The organism is Burkholderia sp. LK4, assembly GCF_001043615.1.
In the GTDB taxonomy this organism is placed as follows: domain Bacteria; phylum Pseudomonadota; class Gammaproteobacteria; order Burkholderiales; family Burkholderiaceae; genus Burkholderia; species Burkholderia cepacia.
This window is the reverse complement of record NZ_LDUL01000028.1, coordinates 27,383-49,719: the sequence shown is the minus strand read 5'-3', so window position 1 is coordinate 49,719 and position 22,337 is coordinate 27,383. Positions and strand designations below refer to the sequence as shown.

Here is a 22,337-nt window from a genome sequence, read left to right as displayed (position 1 = left end):
CAATACTATTACATCCCTGTGACACAATTTCTTCTGGACGTCACCCGACTTGTCAAACGTTTTCATAAAGGCCTGATTCCCACCGGGGTCGATCGAGTCGGGCTAGCTTACATTGAAAGATATGGCGATCGTGCCCGCGCGATTCTGAGCGAGCAAGGCTTCTGTGCAACGATGTCGGATCGGGATTCTCAACGCATCTTCTCGCTGCTCTTGTCGGCAAAGCAGGACACTGGTTTGTTGCGCAAACTTGTCGCTCAAACCTTGCTTCGATCACTGGCCTCACCTGAATCAGAACGGGCCACACTCCTCCATACCAGTCACAACGGCATGGAGTTTCCACGCTACTATCGGGCGATGCAGAAGCGCAATGTACGCACGGTCTTCATGGTGCACGACCTCATCCCGCTAACTCATGCGGAATACTGTCGACCCGGCGTCGGCGATGTGCATCGCACACGCATCCGGACAGCGCTGCGACATGCGAGCGGCCTAATCGCCAATTCTCAGGGCACGCTCGACGCGCTCGTCGACGAAGCTCAGCTGGCAGGCTTGCCGTTGCCGCCCACCGTCGCAGCACATCTCGCGACAGCGCCTGCGCAGCTAATCACAAGCGCCTCGCCGCTGGGCAAACCATACTTTGTCATGCTCGGCACCATCGAACCCCGAAAGAATCACTGGTTCATGCTGCACGTATGGCGCAGACTAGTCGAACTGCATGGTGATGCCGCGCCGAAACTCGTGGTAGTCGGCCGTCGTGGCTGGGAATGCGAAAACGTTGTCGACATGCTTGAGCGCTGTGCCGAACTGCGAGGCTTTGTCATCGAGGAGCCGGACTGTTCGGACGAGCGCCTGAGCACGCTGTTGCAACATACCCGTGCGCTGCTTTTCCCGTCTTTCGCGGAAGGTTATGGTTTACCCCTCGTCGAAGCGCTCGCGTTGAACGTACCTGTGTTGGCCAGTGACATCGCAATCTTTCATGAGATCGCCGGGGATATCCCGGATTATCTCGATCCGCTGGACGGGCCGGGATGGCAGGCACGGATCATGTCCTACGCAACAAGCGAAAGCCCCGAGCGTTCGGCGCAACTCCTGCGCATTCCCCGCTTTCGTGTTCCGACGTGGAGCGATCATTTTGACCGCGTCGACGCATTTCTCGCCACACTGAACTGAACGATGACCCGCCTAATTTCCGCCGGGATGGACTCGGCGTGCGTGCAACCATTCAATCCCTACGGCGCAACCCGAGTCTCATGCGGCGCTTAGTCAACGGTACCGCGGCGATCTGGCATCGCCACGTAACACGCGCAAGGCAGCACCGCCTCGCCAGTTGGTCAACCGGACGCATTGTTGCTGGCCCAATCGCCTCGCGACCATCCGCCGGATTGCCGCCCCTGTCCTGGCTACCATCGATTGCCGGCAAAAACATCGACCAGTTTGTTGCCTCACTGAACACGAAACTGCAACGCGCAACTCAGGCGGACACATCACCAGCAATCGAGACGCTGATGTCCCGCGTATTGGCGTCGGATGCGCTGCACATGCGTACCAGGATCATCCCCTTGCCGAGCGATCTGGAACGCGATGCAATACACCCAGCCATCCTGCTGATCGACGAACGAACACATTCCGCGGTCGATCCTGACTCACGCCCAACGCAGCGCTTGCGGCAATTCCGCGAGATGGTTTCCCACGCCTGCGATCTGGAACACGACGCATCAATCTGGATATTGCGCAGCAACGACCCAGGAAGCGGCCCCTGGCTGTCGTCACATGTATCATTGCCGGACAACACGCACATTCTCTGCGCAAACACGTCACTACGCGATCTCCTCCGCCACGTCACCCGCATGTATGTCGTCACTGCGTCGGAGGGCATGGGCGCATTGCTCGCGAGCGTACCGCTACATGTGTTCGGTCGCCCGCTTTATGCAGGATGGGGATTGACCAACGACGCGCGGTCACTACCAAACCGCAGTGCACGTCCGACAATCGCGGCGCTGTTCGAATCTCTATTCGTGGAGCACGTGCGATACCTTGACCCGGTAACCTACGACCCCGGAACACTTGAAGCACTGCTCGACTTCGTCGAAGTGCAACACTCGGTCGCACGTAGATTCGCCGGCATCGATCAACTCGCAGGCATCCGTTTTCAATGGTGGAAACGGCCGTTCGCCACCCCTTTTCTAACTGCGGGCGGAGGGCGGATTCGCTGGACGGACGGAACGCATCCCGCGCGACCGGGCGAATTTGTCGCCTTCTGGGGTGCGCGCAAGGCAGACAAACTTTCACGAGCGCCGCACCTCCGGATTGAAGACGGTTTCATCCATTCCGCAGGCTTGGGATCGGATATGTCACCGCCACGCAGCCAGGTCGTTGACCGCCAAGGCATCTATTTCGACGCCAGCGCACCCAGCGACCTGACGGATCTGTTGAACCACGAGACTTTTGACGACACTGAACTGGAGCGAGCCGAAGCACTGCGGCACAAGATCGTCAGCGCGGGTTTGACTAAATACAACCTGGGTCGCCAGGCACCGACATGGCGCGCGCCCGAGGGAAGAACCGTTGTCCTTGTACCGGGGCAAGTCGCTGACGACGCGTCGATCCGCCTCGGCACACGCAGTATCAACAGCCTGGATACGTTGCTGCGATACGTACGCGAGCGTCGACCCAACGCATTCATCGTGTACAAGCCTCATCCCGATGTGCTGTCCGGAAACAGGAACGGCCTAATCAACGCCGCCCAACTAGCAAACATCGTCGACTCCGAGTCGGACATGATTTCGCTGATCGAGGCAGCCGACGAAGTACACACGCTGTCGTCCCTCGCCGGATTCGACGCGTTGCTGCGCGGCAAGAGAGTCTTTACATACGGGTTACCGTTCTATGCCGGCTGGGGTCTAACCGAGGACGACCTCGCGCCGCTGCCTTGGCGCGAGCGGACGTTGTCGCTCGATATGTTAGTGGCGGGTGCGCTGCTGCGCTACCCGCTCTACTGGGACTGGCAGCTCCAACTCTTCACCACCCCCGAAGCCGTGATCAACCAGCTGTCAGATGCCGCTGCACGTCCGCTGAAGACCGTTGCCCGAGATCACTGGCGCCCCTACCTGAAGGCATTCCGCTGGACTCGCAACGCCCTGCGCCACCTTTCCTGGCGCTATCAGCAGAGCTCGGCACGCTAAGATCAGGCACGATCAAGTATACAAACCGGGGCGTCGACCTCTTGCACTGCCGCCAAGCACCAAAACCGTCGTCCGGTTGCCCACCGACACATGTCGCGGTATAAAAATCGCAACGACGCCCCGCCTCGCGCCAGCCTCTCCCAATTCTCCCCCCGGACCGCATGATTGATCTCGCCACGGCCCAGCAATCGCTATGACCTGCGGCCTTGATTTCGGCCTCAACCTCCTGGCCGCGATCATGCGGTGGTTCCTCGGCCGCTGGACGATCCACATCGGTACCCGCCTACTCGGCAAAGTCGACCCGACACTCACCGACTATCTGACCTCCGTCGTCGGCGTGTTGCTGACGATCCTGCTGATCCTCACGATCCTGCAGATCTTCGGCGCGCAGACCACCTCGTTCGCCGCCCTACTCGCCGGCCTCGGCCTCGCGATTGGCACCTCTTGGGGCGGCCTGCTCACGCATTTCGCCGCAGGCTTACTCATGCAAGTGCTGCGGCCGTTCAAGATCAGCGACGTGATCAACGCGGGTGGCGTCACGAGCAAGGTCAACGAACTCGGTCTGTTCGGCACGACGATCACACGCCTGACTACATCATGAAGATCGTCTGCAATAACAAAATCTTCATGGACAACATCGCGAACTACAGCTCAACGTCGCACCGCCGCGTCGACCTGACCGCGAAGATCGCAAACGGTGTCGATGTAGTCGACGCCCCCCCCTGTGCATCGCCTGCAAGCATTGCAGATCAGATGCCATCCTCCCGAGCCAGTAGGCGTGCGTGAATTTTCTGCAAGACGAAACATAAACCCGGCAGGATGACGGGAACTACCAACGGAGTAGAATTAAACAATTGTCGGAATACTTACGGTTGCTTACAGAAATTGAGACACCACCTTCTCATCGCTGGCACAGGCCGTGCCGGAACTAGCTATCTGGTCCAATACCTCACCGCGTGCGGGCTCGAAACTCATCTCACCAGAAATCCCGATAGCTGGATTGATGAGAACGCCAACGCCGGCCTCGAGGATTTTCCGGAAAAAAATGCCGATCTCCCCTACGTCGTCAAGTCGCCATGGCTCTATGAATTTGTCGAAGACCTGTTAGCGCGCGACGACATTCGAGTCGATGCCGTCATCGTCCCCATGCGGGATCTGGTGGAAGCAGCCACGAGTAGAGTAGTAAACGAACTGCGTGCGCGTCTCGGGCGTGAGGACATTCCCGGCGAACTGACGCGCTGGCATACGTGGGGAACCGTACCCGGAGGCACCGTTTATTCGTTGAACCCGATCGACCAGGCACGCCTGCTATCGATGGGATTCCACCAAGTAATCCATGCGTGCGTAAAGAAGCGCGTGCCACTGATCTTTTTGGAGTTTCCACGCTTCATCACCGACGGCGAATATCTCTACGAGCAATTGCGATCGGTCCTTCGCGGAATCGACTCTTCCGCTGCAATGCGCGCACACGCCCAAACCGCCCAGCCCGACAAGGTGAGAATCGGCGGCGAACTCGCGAACTCAGTAAATATATCAAAGGGCGATCTCTTCCCAAATTTCGATGCCCTCGATCGGGTAGCGCTTCATCGAGAGATTACCAATGCACGGCGTGATCGCGATGTCCATCGCACGGAAGCGGAACACTTGAGATCCATTATCGCCGATGCAGAACACAGGCTGGGGGAGCACCTACCTCCGGCTGCGAAGATCCAACTGTTTGTGGACGATGGCCACGGTTTTTCCGAAGAGCACTCGTCAACCCAAACAATTAGGCAGGACAAGCTGTCCGAGAGATACGTCTTTACCCTCGACCGGATCACCGACATCAAAACATTGCGGCTCGATCCGATCGATGATTCTGCGATTCTGATCGTTGAAGATGCCATGCTAATCGGGTCGAATGGTTCGATCAGCCTGATGAACAACCTGACATCAAACTGTTCATTCAGTACCGACGGCATACTTTATTTCGAGAGTAAAGATCCTCAGATTATCTTCGATAACATTCCGGTACAGTTGCCGAACCCAACCATCGTCCGACTTGAATTTCAGATCAACTTCCTCAAGACCGGCGTGGACGCGCAACTTGCCTGCGCGAAGCTTGCGTGGCAACAAAGCGAGACTCGGACGCAGGAGCTGGAAGCAGAGGTAACGCAGTTGCAGGAGTCACTGCACTCGCATATCAGCGCGCGTGAAGAACTGGTCAGGTTGGCACAATCGCTTGAGAACACTCATCAGCAGGCTTTACAGACGATGGAACGGGATATCTCACGGCGCGACACCCAGCACAATGCGGCGATCGAACTACTGAAAGCCCAATTTGAAGCTACTGCACGCAGTTCGGCCGAGCAGCAAGCCAAGTTGACCCAATCGCTCAAGGATGCTCACCAGCAGACTTTGCGGACAATGGAACAGGATCTCGAACGGCGTGACTCCCAGCACAACGTGGCGATCGAACTGCTGAGGGCGCAGTTCGAGTCCGCGGTGCGCAGTTTGGACGAGCAGCAGACCGCGCTTGCACAGGAATACGAAGCGACAAACACTGTCTTGAAAGCATCTCATGCGACCGCACTTGAGCTTCAAGCGGAACAGCAACGTGCCGCTCACGAATCGGCAATAGCCGCGCTTCGTTCCATCCATCAGAATGCCGTTCGAGCAATCGAAGATCGGATTCGCGAGGTTATCGAACAACAGATCGTTGAACTCGACACATTTGGTGACAAGAGTATTGGTTGGCTCGCGAGCGCAGAGTCGCGGCTCACCCAATTTGATCGATATACCGAATCGCAACGACTACTACCTGTCGGTGCTGCAGTAGCCGGTGAACCATACGCACGCCATACTACGTCACCCAATCAGTCCGCCGCGCTCGAATCGTCCGATGCTCCGGAAACGCCTTTGCTCGTCCCCGACAACGAGAATGCTTCTCTCGAGCCGGATGCACTGTCAACGGCTCTCGCCAAACTTGCATCAGAATTTGCCCGATACGAGCCAAGTTCTCACGGTAGTCTATCGAGTCTCGGCAACCGTTACGTCACGGCTCTTGCTTCGCTTAAACACAATCATGAACGCGCCACGGACCAGTTCGCAACTCGAAGCCACCAATTGCTGGATTGCCAACTGAATAATCTCGCACTGATGGAGCGGGAATACGAGAACGAGACAAAAAACCTAGTGGAGAAAATCAAGGTACTTGAATCAACTATCGATGTCGTTAGGAAGTGGAAGGGCTTCCGAATGGTCGCTTGGCTGAACGAGCGAAGCAAGTAAGCCGTGCCCGCGTTGCCGTAAGTACGTCCGGCAACGCGTCGCAAAGCAATCAACAGTGAAGACCTGGCACACCCGCGCTGTGTGCCACGATCGGAAGTGCTCAGCGTTGCTAGCCGGGAGCGGCGATGTCCTTTCCACCAGACAACCGCGTCAGCACGCCGGCAAGATGATCATTAATGCCGACACGACCCAGCAGATTCTGAACGTACTGGCCAAGCCGGCGCGAGAAAAAGTGCGATACGCTGAACTGCATCCCAAAAAGTGGCCACCGATCCAACCGTTAGGATGTTCTTCGTGATGAAGTACGACGGGCAGTTCAAGCACGGAGCAATCAAGACGTATCGGCGTTGTGAAATTGGTTTTGACGCCCTGGCTACCCGTCATTTCAGTGTTCCAGCTGGACTCGCAAATATCCCGCACGATCTTTCACCATGACGCGAAAAAACAGTCAGCTCCTGCCCACGCAGCAACTACGGGTTGGCAAATCGACGCTGCACGCCACCACGCTTTGTTAGAATGAATTCTCCGGCAAGCGAGCCCCCCCAATCGCCCCGACCCAGGCATTCCCCCATGAGTATCCACCCGATCATCCTGTGCGGCGGTAACGGCAGTCGTCTGTGGCCAATGTCCCGCAGCAACTACCCGAAGCAATTTCTGAAGCTGGCGGGCGAACAGACCCTTATCCAGCAAACGGTCCTGCGCGCCAGCAAAATCTCGGGAATCGCCTCTCCGGTCATCGTCGCGAATCACGTGCATCGCTTCATGGTTGCCGAGCAACTGCAGCATACCGGCATCAAGCCACGAGCCATCGTGCTGGAACCGCTCGGCCGCAACACCGCACCGGCAATCGCCGTGGCGGCACAGATCGCATCCCGCGATGATCCGGATGCCTTGCTTCTCGTACTGCCGTCCGACCACGTCGTGCAAAATTTGCCCGCGTTCATCACGGCCGTCGACACCGCAGTCGCCGTCGCGAAGCAGGGACATCTCGTCACATTCGGGATTCCGCCGACCGAGCCCCACACCGGTTATGGGTACATTCGCCGCGGTGAAGCGATCGAGGCCGGCATTGGCGCTCACGCTGTCGATGCATTCGTCGAAAAGCCCAACCGTGAGCGGGCTGCGGAATTCGTCCAGGACGACCGCTACTATTGGAACAGCGGCATGTTTCTGCTAAACGCGGCAGCTTATCTCGACGAAGTCGCACAACATGCACCCGATATCAGTCGACAAGCAACAAAGGCGCTTGAACACGCTCAGCAGGACTACGATTTTCTGCGCCTCGACAACGATGCATTCGCCGCGTGTCCAGACATCTCCATTGATTACGCCGTCATGGAGAAGACCGAGCTTGCAGCCGTGGTCGCGGCACCCCAACTCGGCTGGAGCGATATCGGTTCGTGGAGCGCGCTAGCTGATATCTCTGCGCGCGACGATCACGGCAATATAGCCTCCGGTGACGTCTATACGGACACGGTTGCAAACTCATACATCCGTGCGGAACACCGAATGGTCGCCGCGATCGGGGTTCAAGATGTCGTCATAGTCGAAACCGCAGATGCTGTCCTCGTCGCGCATCGCGACCATGTCCAGGACGTAAAGAAGGTCGTCGAAAAACTCAACGTATCGGGACGACTCGAATCAGTCACGCATCGCCGTGTCCCTCGCCCCTGGGGATCCTACGAAAGCATTGATGCCGGCGACCGCTTCCAGGTCAAGCGGATCATCGTCGCGCCCGGAGCGCAACTAAGCCTGCAGATGCATCACCACCGCGCCGAGCACTGGATCGTCGTGAAGGGTACCGCGCTCGTGACGAACGGGGATGCGGAAATCATTCTTACCGAAAATCAATCGACCTATATTCCCCTTGGAACCCCACATCGACTCAAAAACCCCGGCAGGATCCCGCTTGAACTGATCGAAGTCCAGTCCGGCGCGTACCTCGGCGAGGACGACATCGTCCGCTTCGAAGACACCTACGGCCGCGCCGCGTCGTAATCACAGCAAAATCCGGATCGCGCGCCGCACACGGCCGCGATCCCAATACGCCTCCAAAACGGGCAGCACGCACCCGCGTCCTGCCCGTTTTCCATTACGTCAAGCAGTGTCAGACAGGTTGCCGCCCCTCCCGGCTCGGGTTATAAAAGCGCCACCCACCCGGTGCATGCGCCGCCCTTTCTACCCCTGACTTCGGAGAACGCATGATCGATCTCGCCACCGCCCAGCAATTCCTGATGACCCGCGGCCTCGACTTCGGCCTCAACCTCCTCGCCGCGATCGTCTTGTGGTTCGTCGGCCGCTGGGCGATCCGCATCGGTACCCGCCTGCTCGGCAAGGTCGTGCGCCGCAGCGGCAAGGTCGACCCGACGCTCACCGACTACCTGACCTCCGTCGTCGGCGTGCTGCTGACGATCCTGCTGATCCTCGCGATCCTGCAGATCTTCGGCGTGCAGACCACCTCGTTCGCCGCGCTGCTCGCCGGCCTCGGCCTCGCGATCGGTACCGCCTGGGGCGGCCTGCTCGCGCATTTCGCCGCCGGCGTGTTCATGCAGGTGCTGCGTCCGTTCAAGATCGGCGACGTGATCAACGCGGGCGGCGTCACGGGCACGGTCAAGGAGCTCGGCCTGTTCGGCACGACGATCGTCACGCCGGACAACATCGTGACGATCGTCGGCAACAACAAGATCTTCTCCGACAACATCGCCAACTACAGCGCAACGTCGTATCGTCGCGTCGACCTGACCGCGAAGATCGCGAACGGCGTCGATGCCGTCGACGCGATCAACCGCCTGAAAGCGTCGATCCAGCAGATCCCGAACGTGCTGACCACCCCGGCGCCGGACGTCGGCGTGCTGCAGTTCACGCCGGAAGGCCCGCTGCTCTTCGTGCGCCCGTCCACGCAACCGGAAAACTACTGGCAGGTGTACTGCGACACCAACCGCGTGATCCTCGAGACGTTCCGCGACGCGCAATACCCGACGCCCGAAACACCGCTCTTGCATCGCAGCGCATGACGGCGGCACCGGACGAAAAAATAGCGTGGCACCCGCCACGCTATTTTATCGACTGAAGCAAAGCCCCCGCTCAACGCCCGCCCGTCTTCTGCACATTATCCGACTGCTTCCCGCGCACCAGCTTCCACACCGCGCCGAGCGCGACCGGCACGATCGCCGCACCGATCCCGACCAGCACGATCACGTTCAGGTACTGGCGGATGAACGGGATGTTGCCGAAGAAATACCCGAGCAGCACGAGCAGCAGCACCCACACCAGCGCGCCGATCACGTTGAACAGCTGGAAGCGCGCGACGCTCATCGACGAAGCGCCCGCGACGAACGGCGCGAACGTACGCACGACCGGGATGAAGCGCGCGAGCACGATCGTCTTGCCGCCGTGCTTGTCGTAGAACGAGTGAGTCTTCTGCAGCGCGGCGCGGTCAAGGAAGCGCTCGAGCACCGGGATATGCGTATTGAACACCTTCGGGCCGACCCAGCGGCCGATCAGGTAGTTCACGGTGTTGCCGGCGATCGCCGCGACGAGCAGCAGCACGATCAGCGCGCCGACGTTCATTTCGCCCGTCGCCGCGAACGCACCGCCGATGAACAGCAGCGAGTCGCCAGGCAGGAACGGGAACACGACGAGCCCCGTCTCGCAGAACACGATCAGGAACAGCACGAGATAGACCCACGCGCCGTACTGCCGGATGAAATCGCCGAGGAAGGCGTCGATATGCAGGACAAGGTTGACGAAATGAAGCAGCGTATCCAAATGCGATTCCTCGAAGGCGATAGGGCCGGAACGGCCGAAACAGGCCAGGCTTGGCGGAAGCGCCCGCCGGCCAAGGCGGCGCGCGAAACGGAGCCATGATACCGAAACTACCTTAAGGCTCCGTGAAAAAACGTAACGCTCCGCCGCCCCGGCACGCATCCGCCGCCTCGCTATAATTCGGCCATGTCCGAAATCACCGAAACGGCCGCGGGCGACACGCCCGCCCCTGCTCCGCGCCCGCTGCGCGCGATCCAGCCCCTGCCCGACCAGCTGATCAGCCAGATCGCCGCCGGCGAGGTCGTCGAACGCCCGGCGTCGGTCGTCAAGGAACTGCTCGAGAACGCGATGGATGCCGGCGCCACGACGCTGCGCATCGTGCTGGAAGAAGGCGGCGTCAAGCGCATCTCGATCACCGACGACGGCTGCGGGATTCCGCCCGACGAGCTGGCGCTCGCGCTGATGCGCCATGCGACCAGCAAGATCCGCTCGCTCGAGGAGCTCGAGGCGGTCGCCACGCTGGGTTTCCGCGGCGAAGCGCTCGCGTCGATCGCATCGGTCGCCGAGATGTCGATCACGAGCCGGACGGCCGATGCCGCGCATGCGATGAAGATCGACGCGCAGACGGGCGTGCTGTCGCCCGCCGCCGGTGCGACCGGCACGACGATCGAGGTGCGCGAGCTGTACTTCAACACGCCCGCGCGGCGCAAGTTCCTGAAGAGCGAGCAGACCGAGTTCGGCCACTGCCTGGAAATGATCCGCCGCGCGGCGCTCGCGCGGCCTGACGTCGCGATCTCGGTGCTGCACAACGGCAAGGCCGTCGAGCACTGGAACGCGACCGAGCCCGCGCAGCGCGTCGCGAAGATCCTCGGCGACGGCTTCGCGACCGCGCACCTGCCGCTCGACGAACAGGCCGGCCCGCTCGCCGTCTACGGCTGCGCCGGGCTGCCGACCGCCAGCCGCGGGCGCGCCGACCAGCAGTATTTCTTCGTGAACGGCCGCTTCGTGCGCGACAAGCTGCTGACGCACGCGGTGCGCGCGGCCTACGAGGACGTGCTGCACGGCGACCGCTACCCGTCGTACGTGCTGTTCCTCGACCTGCCGCCCGAAGCCGTCGACGTGAACGTGCATCCGTCGAAGATCGAGGTGCGCTTCCGCGATTCGCGCTCGATCCACCAGTACGTGTTCCATGCGGTCCAGCGCGCGCTCGCGCGCCATGCGGGCGCGTCGCCGGAAACCACGGCGGGCGGCCATGCCGCGCATATCGAACCGGCACCGCGCGGGCCGTCGTCGTTCCTCGACACGCCGCTCGGGCAGAGCCAGGGCCACGCGACCGGCGGCATCGGTGGCACGGGCGGCAGCGGCTTCTCGTCGCCGTCGTCCTCGTCGGCAGGCAACACCTGGATGCGCCAGGCACGGATGACGCAGGGCACGCTGCCCGTCGCGCAGCCGCTCGCGCTCTACGACGCGATGTTCGGCCGCAAGGATAGCGGCGCCGGCACACTGGACGGCACGACCACCATCGCGCGCGATTCGGCCGACACGCCGCTCGCCCCGCTGCCCGGCTTCACCGTATCGCCGATCGCCGCCACCGCGCACGACGAGCAGCCGCTCGGCTTCGCGCTCGGCCAGATCCACGGCATTTACGTGCTCGCGCAAAACGCGCACGGGCTCGTGATCGTCGACATGCATGCGGCACACGAACGGATCCTGTACGAACAGTTCAAGAACGCGCTCGCCGACCGCTCGGTCGCCGTGCAGGCGCTGCTGCTGCCGATCTCGATGACGGCCACGCCGGTCGAAATCGGCACGGTCGAGGAAGAGCGCGACACGCTCGAATCGCTCGGCTTCGACCTGGCGGTGCTGTCACCGACGACGCTTGCGATCCGCGCGGTGCCGGCGCTGCTGAAGGATGCCGACCTGCAGTCGCTCGCGCGCGCGGTGCTCGCCGACCTGCACGCGTTCGGCGGCTCGCGCGTGCTTACCGAGCGCCAGCACGAGCTGCTCGGCACGCTCGCCTGCCACCACGCGGTGCGCGCGAACCGGCGCCTGACGCTCGACGAGATGAACGCGCTGCTGCGGCAGATGGAGGCGACCGAACGCGCTGACCAGTGCAATCATGGCCGGCCGACGTGGTATCAGCTCACGCTGAACGATCTCGACCGCCTGTTCATGCGCGGACAATGAGCGCTTCACCGCAGTCCTCTCCGACGACGATCGCCTGCCTGCTCGGCCCCACCGCATCGGGCAAGACGGCCGCGGCGCTGGCGCTCGCCGCGCGCCGCCCGATCGAGATCGTCAGCGTCGATTCGGCGCTCGTCTACCGCGACATGGATATCGGCACCGCGAAGCCTTCGCGCGAAGAGCGCGCGAGCGTGCCGCACCACCTGATCGACATCATCGATCCGGCCGACGCGTATTCGGCCGCGAGTTTCCGCGCCGACACGCTGCGCCTGATCGGCGAAATCATCGCGCGCGGCCGCACGCCGCTGCTCGCGGGCGGCACGATGCTGTACTACAAGGCACTGACGCAGGGGCTCAACGACCTGCCCGGCGCCGATCCGGACGTGCGTGCGACCCTCGATGCCGAAGCCGCGCGCGATGGCTGGCCCGCCCTGCACGCGCGACTCGCGCAGGTCGATCCCGACACGGCCGCGCGGCTCGCGCCGAACGATTCGCAACGGATCCAGCGGGCGCTCGAAGTGTTCATGCTGAGCGGGCAGCCGATGTCGGTACTGCTCGCCGCCCCGCGACGCAGCGACGACGCGGCCGCCGCTTACCGCTTCGTGCCGGTCGCGCTCGAACCGTCCGATCGCGCGGTACTGCACGCACGGATCGCGCAGCGCTTCGATGCGATGCTCGACGCGGGCTTCATCGACGAAGTCGAGCGGCTGCGCCGTCGCGAGGATCTCCATCCCGACCTGCCGTCGATGCGCTGCGTCGGCTACCGGCAGGCATGGGAATTCCTCGACGGCGACACCGATTACCGGACGATGCGCGACAAGGGCATCTTCGCGACGCGCCAGCTCTGCAAGCGCCAGATCACCTGGCTGCGCGCGATGCCGGAGCGGATCGTCGTCGACTGCATCGCGCCGGACGCCACGGCCCGCGCGCTCGACGCGCTCGAACGCGTGCTCGACGGCGGCACGCCGGCCTGACCGTCAGCCGCGCCCGCGTGCCGCCAGGCGCGCGCGGGCGCCGTCGACGATCAGCGCGACGCCGCGCTCGAACGCTTCGTCGCCGCCGCGCGCACGCAGCGCGGCCCAGCCCTTGGCGAGCAACGGATACTCGGCCGCGTCCGGCAGCGGCGCATCGGCCTCGCCTTCGGGTTCCGCCTGTTCCTCCAGCACCCATCCAACCACGAAGCGGCCCAGCGCATACATCACGTCGACCGCCTCGTCCGGCGCGAAACCCGCTTCGCCGAGCAGCGCGACCTTGCGTTCGATCGAGCTGAAATGCAGCGCCCGCGGCCGCGTACCGGCATGCAGGCGCGCGCCGTCGCGATAGGCCAGCAGCGCGCGTCGAAAACTGCGCGCGTTGTCGAGAAGCCACGCATCCCACGCCTCGCCCGGCCGCGGCAGCGACGCATCGTGCCGCTCGAGCATGATCGCCTCGGCCATCGCGTCGAGCAGTTCGGCCTTGTTCCGGAAATGCCAGTAAAGCGTCGGCGACTGCACGCCGAGCCGCTCGGCGAGCCGCCGCGTCGACAGCCCATCGATGCCGACCTCATCGAGCAGGTCGAGCGCCGCGCGCAGTACCGTGTCGCGCGTCAGCCGCGCTCCCGTGTCCTTCATCTCTATCACCGATAGGGAAAGTTGTGGAATAATCGCCACTCTATCACCGATAGAGTCACCCTCTTGAATCCGTCCCTGATTGCCATTCTGGCCACGGTCCTGCTCGACGCGATCGGCGTCGGGATCGTGATGCCGATCCTCCCCGGGCTCCTGCGCTCGCTCGCCGATGCGGGCAGCACCGACACCCACTACGGGATCCTGCTTGCGCTGTACGCGTTCGCGCAGTTCCTGTGCGCACCGCTGCTCGGCGCGCTGAGCGACCGCTTCGGCCGCCGGCCCGTCCTGCTCGTGTCGCTCGCGGGCGCCGCGCTCGACTACCTGCTGATGGCGCTCGCGCCGACGCTCGCTTGGCTCTACGTCGGGCGGCTGATCGCGGGCATCACCGGCGCGAACGTCGCGGTCGCGACTGCGTACGTCACCGACGTCACGGCCGAACCCGACCGCGCGCGACGCTTCGGCCAGCTCGGCGCGATGATGGGCATCGGCTTCATCGCGGGCCCGTTGATCGGCGGCCTGCTCGGCGCGCTGCATGTGCGCGCGCCGTTCGTCGCGGCCGCGGTGCTCAACGCGCTCAATCTCGTGCTCGTCTGGCGCGCGCTGCCAGAATCGCGGCCGCGTTCGGCCCGCGAAGGCCAAACGGCCGGCGCGCTCAACCCGTTCGCCAGCCTGCGCCGGCTGACCGGCTCACCGGCGCTCGTGCCACTGATCGGCATCTACGTGATCGTGGCGCTGGTGTCGCAGGCGCCCGCCACGCTATGGATCCTGTACGGCCAGGAACATTTCGGGTGGTCGACACCGATCGCGGGGCTGTCGCTGGCGGGCTACGGTGCGTGTCACGCACTCGCGCAGGCTTTCGCGATCGGGCCGCTGATCGCGCGGCTCGGCGAGCGCCGCGCGCTCGCACTGGGTCTGGCGGGCGACGCGCTCGGGCTCGTGGCGATCGCGTTCGCGACCGCCGCGTGGGTGCCGTTCGCGCTGCTGCCGCTGTTCGCGGCGGGCGGCATGACGCTGCCGGCGCTGCAGGCGATGCTCGCGCGGCAGGTCGACGATGCGCGCCAGGGTGAACTGCAAGGCGCGCTCGCGAGCGTGGCGAGCCTGATCGGTGTCGCGGGGCCGCTGGTCGTCACCGCAACCTATGCGGCGACACGCGCGACGTGGCCGGGGCTCGTCTGGGCCGCGGCCGCGCTGCTTTATCTGCTCGTCCCGCCGTTGCTGGCCGGTGCCCGCCCGGCGGGCGCGGCACGGCCGTCCGCGTGAGCGCCGGCCGGCAGCGTCACGCCCGCCGCCGCGCTCAATGCGCGAGCGTCACGAGATTGGCATCGCGGACGAGCTGCCAGTGGCCGTCGGCCTTGCGGAAGATCGTCAGCGTATGGCCCGAACGGCGGATCGTCTCGCCGCCCGGCGGAGTCGCCTCGATCTCGATGAAATTGCGCATGTACGCCCAGTCGCCCAGCACGCGCAGTTCGTCGATCCGGTAACGGCCGTCGATCGTCGGCGCGGGCCCGCCCCCGGCGTTCGCGTCACGCGACGCGGCCGCAAACGCCGCCTTGTCGAACGGCGGCCTGCCGGCCACCATGAAGATCGCGTCGTCGGCGATCAGGTCGAGCACGGTCGCCAGGTCGCCGCGGCGGCTCGATACGAACCAGTTGTCCACGAGCTCACGGATCGCGCGTTCGTCTTCGGTCATCGTCGCTCCTCCTTCATCGGCGCGCGCCCGCACGCCGCGCGGCGCCCGAAAAAAAAGCCGCCCGGATCGACTCCGGGCGGCTTTCCTTGCTGCATCTGCTGGCCGTGCGTCAGACCACGACGGTCTGCGCCTCGCCTTCGCGGGTCGCACGGACGGTGCCGATCTTCCACACCTGTTCGCCGGCGGCGGTCAGGTCGGCGATCGCTGCGTCGGCATCGGCCGCCGAAACGATCACGGCCATGCCGATCCCGCAGTTGAACACGCGGTGCATTTCCGCGTCGGCGACGCCGCCGTGCTCCTGCAGCCACTTGAACAGCGGCGGCAGCGGCCACGCGTTCTGGTCGAGCTCGGCGGTGAGGCCTTCGCGCAGCACGCGCGGAATATTCTCGACGAGGCCACCGCCGGTGATGTGCGCCATGCCCTTCACCGACAGCTTCTGCATCAGCGCGAGCAGCGGCTTCACGTAGATGCGCGTGGGTGCCATCAGCGCATCGGCGAGCGAGCGGCCGTGGAAATCGGCGGACAGGTCGGGGTTCGCGCGCTCGATGATCTTGCGCACGAGCGAGAAGCCGTTCGAGTGGATGCCGCTCGAAGCGAGGCCCAGCACCACGTCGCCCTCGGCGATCGTGCTGCCGTCGATGATCTTGCTCTTCTCGACCGCGCCGACCGCGAAGCCGGCCAGGTCGTATTCGCCATCCGGGTACATGCCCGGCATTTCGGCCGTTTCACCGCCGATCAGCGCGCAGCCGGACAGTTCGCAACCCTGCGCGATGCCCTTGACGACCGTTGCGGCGGTATCGACGTCGAGCTTGCCGCACGCGAAGTAGTCGAGGAAGAACAGCGGCTCGGCGCCCTGCACGAGAATGTCGTTCACGCTCATCGCGACGAGATCCTGGCCGACGGTGTCGTGTTTGTTCAGATGAAATGCCAGCTTGAGCTTGGTGCCCACGCCGTCGGTGCCCGACACGAGCACGGGCTCCTTGTACTTCTTCGGTACTTCGAACAGCGCGCCGAACCCGCCGATGCCGCCGAGCACGCCGTCGCGCAGGGTTTTCTTCGCAAAAGGCTTGATCTTGTCGATGAGCGCGTCGCCCGCGTCGATGTCGACGCCTGCGTCGCGATAGGACAGACCTTGGGCGTCGGGAGCGGATTTCGGAGGATTCATGGGGGAATGCGAGAAGGTCGGTAAAATGCGATTTTACCCGAAGCCGGCCCGTTGGCCGGAATTCCCAGCACCGAATCGTCAGGGATTGCATCTTGGTCAACACGTCCCCGTTTTCATCGCCGAGCGAACCGCGCCGAAACCGGCGTGGCGCCGTGCGTGCGGGCGCGCGTGAAGCCCGCGAAGACGCAGTTCCCGGCGCGTGCCCGGCGTACGGCACGCGTATTTTCAACCGACCCGCATTGTGACTGTTGTGTCCCGTCAACTGACGCTCGATCTCGGCACGCCGCCGCCCGCCACGTTCGACAACTTCATCATGAACGAGGAGAACGACGAGCTCATCTCGCGCCTGCAGAAGCTCGACCTCGCGCTCGCGGCGGGCCCCGTGCCGGATCGGTCGTTCTATATCTGGGGCGAGCCCGGATGCGGCCGCACCCATCTGCTGCAGGCGCTCGTGAGCGACGCCTCGTACGGCTATGCGCGTTATCTCACACCGCAAAGCCCGCTCGGCGCGTTCACGTTCGACCCGCGCATCGGCATCTACGCGATCGACGACTGCGACCGGATGAGCGACACGCAGCAGGTCGCGCTGTTCAACCTGTTCAACGAAGTGCGCGCGCACCCGTCGAGCGCGTTCGTCGCGGCGGGCCCCGCGGCGCCGCTCGCGCTCGACGTGCGCGAGGATCTCCGCACGCGCCTCGGCTGGGGGCTCGTGTTCCACCTGTCGCCGCCGTCCGATGCCGGCAAGATCGCCGTGCTCAAGCTCGCGGCGAAGGAGCGCGGGATCGCGCTCACCGACGACATCGCCGCGTACCTGCTGACCCATTTCCGCCGCGACATGCCGAGCCTGATGGCGCTGCTCGACGCGCTCGACCGCTTCTCGCTCGAGCAGAAACGCGCCGTCACGCTGCCGTTGCTGCGCCGCATGCTGGCGCGTCCCGGCGACGACATCACCCCACCGGGCACGGGCCCGAACCGCTTCGAGTAAAATGCGCTTCCATGACTAATCTGGCACTCTTTGACCTCGATCACACGCTGATCCCGACCGATAGCGACCACGAATGGGGTCGCTTCATGGTGAAGCTCGGCATCGTCGACGCGGAAAGCTTCTCGCGTCAGAACGACCAGTTCTTCGCCGACTACAAGGCCGGCAAGCTCGACATCCACGCGTACCTCACGGCGATGCTCACGCCGCTCGCGAAGTATTCGCGTGCGCAGCTCGCGCAATGGCACGAGCAGTACATGCACGAGGTGATCCGGCCCGCAATGACGCCCGCCGCGCTCGAACTCGTGCGCAAGCATCTCGATGCGGGCGACCTGTGCTGCGTCGTGACGGCGACCAACGAATTCATCACGCGCCCGATCGCCACCGCGTTCGGCGTCGACACGCTGATCGCCTGCGAGGTCGAGACGACCGACGGGCATCCCGACTCGCCGTACACGGGCCGGCCGACCGGCACGCCGAGCTATCGCGAAGGCAAGATCGTGCGGACCGAAGCGTGGCTCGCGTCGCTCGGCAAGCAATGGAGCGACTTCACGCACACCTACTTCTACAGCGACTCGCACAACGACATCCCGTTGCTCGAGAAAGTCACCGACCCGATCGCGACCAACCCTGACGACACGCTGCGCGCGCATGCAAGCAACCGCGGCTGGCGCATCCTCGATCTCTTCTGAACGTCGTGATCAAAAAATTCATTCGCAAACTGCTCGGCCAGGACGAAACCGAGCAAACCTCTCCCGCAGCGGCCCCGGCCGACGAAGCGGCCCCTGCTACCCCGCGTGCCCCGAAAGGCGCCCGCGGCGGCACGAAAAAGCCGCGCAGCAACCATGAGCCGACCGTCGTGCCGGCCAGCGTGCACGGCATCAACCCGGCACTGATCTCGAAGAATGCCGTGCGCGTGACCGACACGCTGCAGCAGGCGGGCTTCCGCGCCTTCATCGTCGGCGGTGCGGTACGCGACCTGCTGCTCGGCATCGCGCCGAAGGACTTCGACGTCGCGACCGATGCAACGCCCACCGAGGTGCAGCGCCTGTTCCGCCGCGCGCGCCTGATCGGCCGCCGCTTCCAGATCGTCCACGTGCAGTTCGGCCAGGAGCTGATCGAGGTGTCGACGTTCCGCGCGCTGGTCGATGCGCCGCCCGAGGCGGCCGCTGCCGAGCCGCCGAGGCGCCTGAAGCGTGACGAACTCGATCGCCGCACCCATGCGGTCGACGCGAGCGGCCGCGTGCTGCGCGACAACGTGTGGGGCGAGCAGCACGAAGATGCCGCACGCCGCGACTTCACGATCAACGCGATGTACTACGACCCGTCGACGCAGACGGTGCTCGACTACCACGACGGGATGGCCGACGTGCGCGCCCGCCTGTTGCGGATGATCGGCGATCCGGCCACGCGCTTCCGCGAGGATCCGGTGCGGATGCTGCGCGTCGTGCGCTTCGCGGCGAAGCTCGGCTTCGAGATCGAGCCGCACACGCGCGAGCCGATCAACGCGCTCGCCGACCTGATCAACAACGTGCCGGCCGCGCGCCTGTTCGACGAAATGCTGAAGCTGCTGCTGTCGGGCCACGCGCTCGCGTGCCTGCAGCGGCTGCGCAAGGAAGGCCTGCACCACGGGCTGCTGCCGCTGCTCGACGTCGTGCTCGAACAGCCGCAGGGCGAGAAGTTCATCACGCTCGCGCTGAACAACACCGATGCACGCGTGCGCGCCGGCAAGCCGGTTTCCCCGGGCTTCCTGTTTGCGACGCTGCTGTGGCACGACATGCGCCAGCGCTTCGAGCAATACACGGCCGAAGGCGAAATCCCGGTGCCGGCGCTCCATCGCGCGATGGACGACGTGCTCGACATGCAGACCGAGAAACTCGCGATCCACAAGCGCTACTCGGCCGACATGCGCGAGATCTGGGGCCTGCAGCTGCGCCTCGAGAAACGCTCGGGCCGCAGCGCGATGAGGCTGCTGGAACACCAAAGGTTTAGAGCGGGGTATGATTTCCTCCTGTTACGCTGCGAATCCGGCGAGCTCGATGCGGAAGTCGGACAGTGGTGGACGGATTTCATCGAAGGCGACGCGGCCGCTCGCGAGGCATTGCTCACGCAGGGCGGCTCGAAGGAAAAATCGCCCCGCAAGCGGCGCCGCCGCGGCGGTGCGCGAAACCGCAAGCCGGGTGAAGGTGCCGCCGAGCAGGCACCGGACACCTCGGGCGGTTCCGACGACTGACGCGCGCGACGGCGAACGACGTAGGAAGTGATGCCATGACGGTTGCATATATCGGACTGGGGGCGAATCTCGGCGATGCGCGCCAGACCCTGAAGGACGCGGTGGTGTGCCTCGCGCAGCAGCGCACCATCTCGATCCTCGGCAAATCGAGCCTGTATCGCACGGCGCCCTTCGAAGCGGGCGGCGACGACTACTACAACTGCGTCGTCAAGCTCGACACGACGCTGTCGGCGCGCGAGCTGCTCGCGCTCTGCCAGAAGATCGAACATCACTTCGGCCGCGAGCGCCCGTATCGCAACGCGCCGCGCACGCTCGACCTCGACATCCTGCTGTTCGGCGCCGACTCGATCGACGAACCCGATCTGATCGTCCCGCACCCGCGCCTCACCGATCGCGCGTTCGCGCTCGTGCCGCTCGTGGAGATCGAGCCCGCACTCGACATTCCCGCGCGCGGCCGTGCCGAAACCTTCCTCGCCGCCGTCGCGGATCAGCGTGTCGAGAAGGTGCAGACCTGCCAGTGCCTGATGCAGAAGGCACTCGCCGCCAGCGAAGACGCCGACAAGAACCGCTGCCGATGACCCCGACACCCCTCACCGTCACTGCGCCCGACCTGCGCGCCCCGCACCGCTATCTCGTGATCGAAGGCCCGATCGGCGTCGGCAAGACGACGCTCGCGCGCCTGCTCGCCGAACGCTGGTCGATGCAGACGCTGCTCGAGCGCCCGCAGGACAACCCGTTCCTCGAACGCTTCTATCGCGATACCGCGCGCTACGCGCTGCCCGTGCAGCTGTCGTTCGCGCTGCAGCGTGCGCAGCAGGCACGCGAGCTGGTCGGTGCGCTCGAAACGGGCCGCCCGGTCATCGCCGATTTCATGCCGCAGAAAAACGACATCTTCGCGCGGCTGAACCTGCCGGAAGACGAGTGGCAGCTCTACCGTTCGGTTGCGACGCACGTCGACGTGCCGCAGGCGCCGTCGCCCGACCTCGTCGTCTACCTGCAGGCGAGCCCCGAAGTGCTGTTCTCGCGCATCCAGAAGCGCGGGCTGCCGATGGAGCTGCAGATCAGCGACGCGTACCTGCGCTCGCTCGTCGACGCGTACAACGAATTCTTCTACCACTACGACCGCACGCCGGTGCTGACGGTCGCCGCGGAACACCTGAACCCGCAGGATTCCCCCGAAGATCTCGCCCTGCTGGTCGAGCGCATCGAGACGATGCGCGGCCGCAAGGAATTCTTCGTCAAGGGCGAAACGACGCGCTGACGCGTCCTCGCCTGTCGTTCCTTACCATCCGAACCGGATTTCCCATGACCTATCTCCAGGAATCGAGCCGGCCTGCCGTCACGGTGCCCAAGCTGCAGGCAATGCGCGCCGCCGGCGAGAAGATCGCGATGCTCACCTGCTACGACGCGAGCTTTGCCGCCCTGCTCGACCGTTCGGGCGTCGACGTGCTGCTGATCGGCGATTCGCTCGGCAACGTGCTGCAGGGCCACACGACCACGCTGCCCGTGTCGCTCGACGACATCGCGTATCACACCGCCTGTGTCGCCCGCGCGCAGCCGCGCGCACTGGTCGTCGCCGATCTGCCGTTCGGCACGTACGGCACGCCGGCCGAGGCGTTCGCGAGTGCCGTCAAGCTGATGCGTGCCGGTGCGCAGATGGTCAAGCTCGAGGGCGGCGAATGGCTCGCCGAGACGATCCGCTTCCTCGTCGAGCGCGCGGTGCCCGTATGCGCGCACGTGGGCCTCACGCCGCAATCCGTGCACGCGTTCGGCGGCTTCAAGGTGCAAGGCAAGACCGAAGCCGGTGCTGCCCAGTTGCTGCGCGACGCGCGCGCGATCGAGGATGCGGGCGCACAGCTCGTCGTGCTCGAAGCCGTGCCGACGCTCGTCGCCTCCGAAGTCACGCACATGCTCAAGGTTCCGACGATCGGCATCGGCGCGGGCGTCGACTGCTCGGGCCAGGTGCTCGTGCTGCACGACATGCTCGGCGTGTTCCCCGGCAAGCGGCCGCGCTTCGTGAAGGATTTCATGCAGGGCCAGCCGAACATCCAGGCGGCCGTCGAAGCGTATGTGCACGCGGTGAAGGATGGTTCGTTCCCTGGGGCGGAACATTCGTTCTGATCGGGAGGGCAGCGCCGCGGGCGCGCTGTCGGCGATCGCCGACGCACACTCGCTGACGTGGCCGGCAATGCGGTACGCCGTTTCTCATACTGCATTGTCGGACAACGTGTACTTTCTAACTCGTCCTATTTCCGCTCT

20 protein-coding genes and 1 pseudogene are annotated in these 22,337 nt (G+C 64.1%); 16 read left to right on the top strand and 5 right to left on the bottom strand.

Annotated features, from left to right (window positions below; all coding sequences use genetic code 11):
- Nucleotides 1-18 precede the first annotated feature (18 nt).
- The 4 genes and pseudogenes from VK92_RS14945 (at nucleotide 19) to VK92_RS38955 (ending at nucleotide 6,452) form a co-directional block, all read left to right on the top strand.
- Complete coding sequence (locus tag VK92_RS14945; protein ID WP_048022357.1) at nucleotides 19-1,170, top strand: glycosyltransferase family 4 protein; 1,152 nt, start codon at nucleotides 19-21, stop codon at nucleotides 1,168-1,170.
- A gap of 80 nt (nucleotides 1,171-1,250) precedes the next feature.
- Entirely contained in the window at nucleotides 1,251-3,182 is a 1,932-nt protein-coding gene (locus tag VK92_RS40010; RefSeq protein WP_082160821.1) for a capsular polysaccharide export protein, LipB/KpsS family, read from the top strand.
- Nucleotides 3,183-3,343: 161 nt separating this feature from the next.
- Nucleotides 3,344-3,899, top strand: a pseudogene (locus tag VK92_RS14935) (mechanosensitive ion channel family protein); the annotation flags it as partial.
- Nucleotides 3,900-4,067: 168 nt separating this feature from the next.
- Nucleotides 4,068-6,452: a hypothetical protein gene (locus tag VK92_RS38955; RefSeq protein ID WP_053077893.1), complete on the top strand. Its 2,385-nt coding sequence runs from the start codon at nucleotides 4,068-4,070 to the stop codon at nucleotides 6,450-6,452.
- Between the two features lie 109 nt (nucleotides 6,453-6,561).
- On the opposite strand, the gene VK92_RS41760 is transcribed toward VK92_RS38955, so the two are convergent.
- Entirely contained in the window at nucleotides 6,562-6,705 is a 144-nt protein-coding gene (locus VK92_RS41760) for a hypothetical protein (protein ID WP_156190765.1), read from the bottom strand.
- A 41-nt stretch (nucleotides 6,706-6,746) separates the two neighbouring features.
- On the opposite strand from VK92_RS41760, the gene VK92_RS41755 reads away from it, so the two are divergent.
- The 3 genes from VK92_RS41755 (at nucleotide 6,747) to VK92_RS14920 (ending at nucleotide 9,466) form a co-directional block, all read left to right on the top strand.
- Entirely contained in the window at nucleotides 6,747-6,887 is a 141-nt protein-coding gene (locus tag VK92_RS41755; RefSeq protein WP_156187220.1) for a hypothetical protein, read from the top strand.
- Nucleotides 6,888-7,022: 135 nt separating this feature from the next.
- Nucleotides 7,023-8,450: a mannose-1-phosphate guanylyltransferase/mannose-6-phosphate isomerase gene (locus tag VK92_RS14925; protein WP_048022352.1), complete on the top strand. Its 1,428-nt coding sequence runs from the start codon at nucleotides 7,023-7,025 to the stop codon at nucleotides 8,448-8,450.
- Between the two features lie 203 nt (nucleotides 8,451-8,653).
- Nucleotides 8,654-9,466 (top strand): mechanosensitive ion channel family protein, encoded by an 813-nt coding sequence (locus tag VK92_RS14920; RefSeq protein ID WP_048022350.1) that lies wholly within the window; start codon nucleotides 8,654-8,656, stop codon nucleotides 9,464-9,466.
- Nucleotides 9,467-9,536: 70 nt separating this feature from the next.
- On the opposite strand, the gene VK92_RS14915 is transcribed toward VK92_RS14920, so the two are convergent.
- Nucleotides 9,537-10,220 (bottom strand): DedA family protein, encoded by a 684-nt coding sequence (locus VK92_RS14915; protein ID WP_048022349.1) that lies wholly within the window; start codon nucleotides 10,218-10,220, stop codon nucleotides 9,537-9,539.
- Between the two features lie 183 nt (nucleotides 10,221-10,403).
- Here VK92_RS14915 and mutL point away from each other — a divergent pair, with 183 nt between their 5' ends.
- Together mutL and miaA are read left to right on the top strand one after the other, a co-directional pair.
- Complete coding sequence (gene mutL, locus VK92_RS14910; RefSeq protein ID WP_048022348.1) at nucleotides 10,404-12,404, top strand: DNA mismatch repair endonuclease MutL; 2,001 nt, start codon at nucleotides 10,404-10,406, stop codon at nucleotides 12,402-12,404.
- Nucleotides 12,401-13,375 (top strand): tRNA (adenosine(37)-N6)-dimethylallyltransferase MiaA, encoded by a 975-nt coding sequence (gene miaA / locus VK92_RS14905; RefSeq protein WP_048022345.1) that lies wholly within the window; start codon nucleotides 12,401-12,403, stop codon nucleotides 13,373-13,375. The genes mutL and miaA overlap by 4 nt, the downstream gene beginning before the upstream one ends.
- Before the next feature lie 3 nt (nucleotides 13,376-13,378).
- On the opposite strand, the gene tetR is transcribed toward miaA, so the two are convergent.
- Complete coding sequence (tetR, locus tag VK92_RS14900; protein WP_048022343.1) at nucleotides 13,379-14,011, bottom strand: tetracycline resistance transcriptional repressor TetR; 633 nt, start codon at nucleotides 14,009-14,011, stop codon at nucleotides 13,379-13,381.
- Nucleotides 14,012-14,074: 63 nt separating this feature from the next.
- Here tetR and tet point away from each other — a divergent pair, with 63 nt between their 5' ends.
- Nucleotides 14,075-15,268, top strand: coding sequence for a Tet(A)/Tet(B)/Tet(C) family tetracycline efflux MFS transporter (gene tet, locus VK92_RS14895; protein WP_063778375.1), 1,194 nt, complete (start codon nucleotides 14,075-14,077; stop codon nucleotides 15,266-15,268).
- A gap of 34 nt (nucleotides 15,269-15,302) precedes the next feature.
- Here tet and VK92_RS14890 read toward each other — a convergent pair whose 3' ends face one another.
- Together VK92_RS14890 and purM are read right to left on the bottom strand one after the other, a co-directional pair.
- Nucleotides 15,303-15,698, bottom strand: coding sequence for a YybH family protein (locus VK92_RS14890; RefSeq protein ID WP_048022341.1), 396 nt, complete (start codon nucleotides 15,696-15,698; stop codon nucleotides 15,303-15,305).
- A gap of 109 nt (nucleotides 15,699-15,807) precedes the next feature.
- Complete coding sequence (gene purM / locus VK92_RS14885) at nucleotides 15,808-16,863, bottom strand: phosphoribosylformylglycinamidine cyclo-ligase (RefSeq protein ID WP_006484927.1); 1,056 nt, start codon at nucleotides 16,861-16,863, stop codon at nucleotides 15,808-15,810.
- Nucleotides 16,864-17,113: 250 nt separating this feature from the next.
- Between purM and hda the strand changes: the two genes are divergently transcribed.
- From hda to panB, 6 genes are read left to right on the top strand one after another with little or no spacing between them, the layout of a single operon-like run.
- The gene (gene hda, locus VK92_RS14880; protein ID WP_006484992.1) at nucleotides 17,114-17,848 is read left to right on the top strand and encodes a DnaA regulatory inactivator Hda; all 735 of its coding nucleotides are present in this window, start codon (nucleotides 17,114-17,116) and stop codon (nucleotides 17,846-17,848) included.
- 11 nt (nucleotides 17,849-17,859) lie between these two features.
- Nucleotides 17,860-18,537 carry an HAD family hydrolase gene (locus VK92_RS14875; protein WP_021162206.1) on the top strand — a complete coding sequence of 226 codons (678 nt, stop codon included), beginning with the start codon at nucleotides 17,860-17,862 and terminating at the stop codon, nucleotides 18,535-18,537.
- Between the two features lie 5 nt (nucleotides 18,538-18,542).
- The gene (gene pcnB, locus VK92_RS14870) at nucleotides 18,543-20,078 is read left to right on the top strand and encodes a polynucleotide adenylyltransferase PcnB (protein ID WP_021162207.1); all 1,536 of its coding nucleotides are present in this window, start codon (nucleotides 18,543-18,545) and stop codon (nucleotides 20,076-20,078) included.
- Nucleotides 20,079-20,113: 35 nt separating this feature from the next.
- Nucleotides 20,114-20,656: a 2-amino-4-hydroxy-6-hydroxymethyldihydropteridine diphosphokinase gene (gene folK, locus VK92_RS14865; RefSeq protein ID WP_021162208.1), complete on the top strand. Its 543-nt coding sequence runs from the start codon at nucleotides 20,114-20,116 to the stop codon at nucleotides 20,654-20,656.
- A complete protein-coding gene (locus VK92_RS14860; protein WP_042976856.1) occupies nucleotides 20,653-21,339 on the top strand; it encodes a deoxynucleoside kinase in 687 nt (228 codons plus the stop codon). The genes folK and VK92_RS14860 overlap by 4 nt, the downstream gene beginning before the upstream one ends.
- Before the next feature lie 44 nt (nucleotides 21,340-21,383).
- Nucleotides 21,384-22,199, top strand: coding sequence for a 3-methyl-2-oxobutanoate hydroxymethyltransferase (panB, locus tag VK92_RS14855; RefSeq protein ID WP_021162210.1), 816 nt, complete (start codon nucleotides 21,384-21,386; stop codon nucleotides 22,197-22,199).
- The last annotated feature ends 138 nt before the right edge of the window (nucleotides 22,200-22,337 follow it).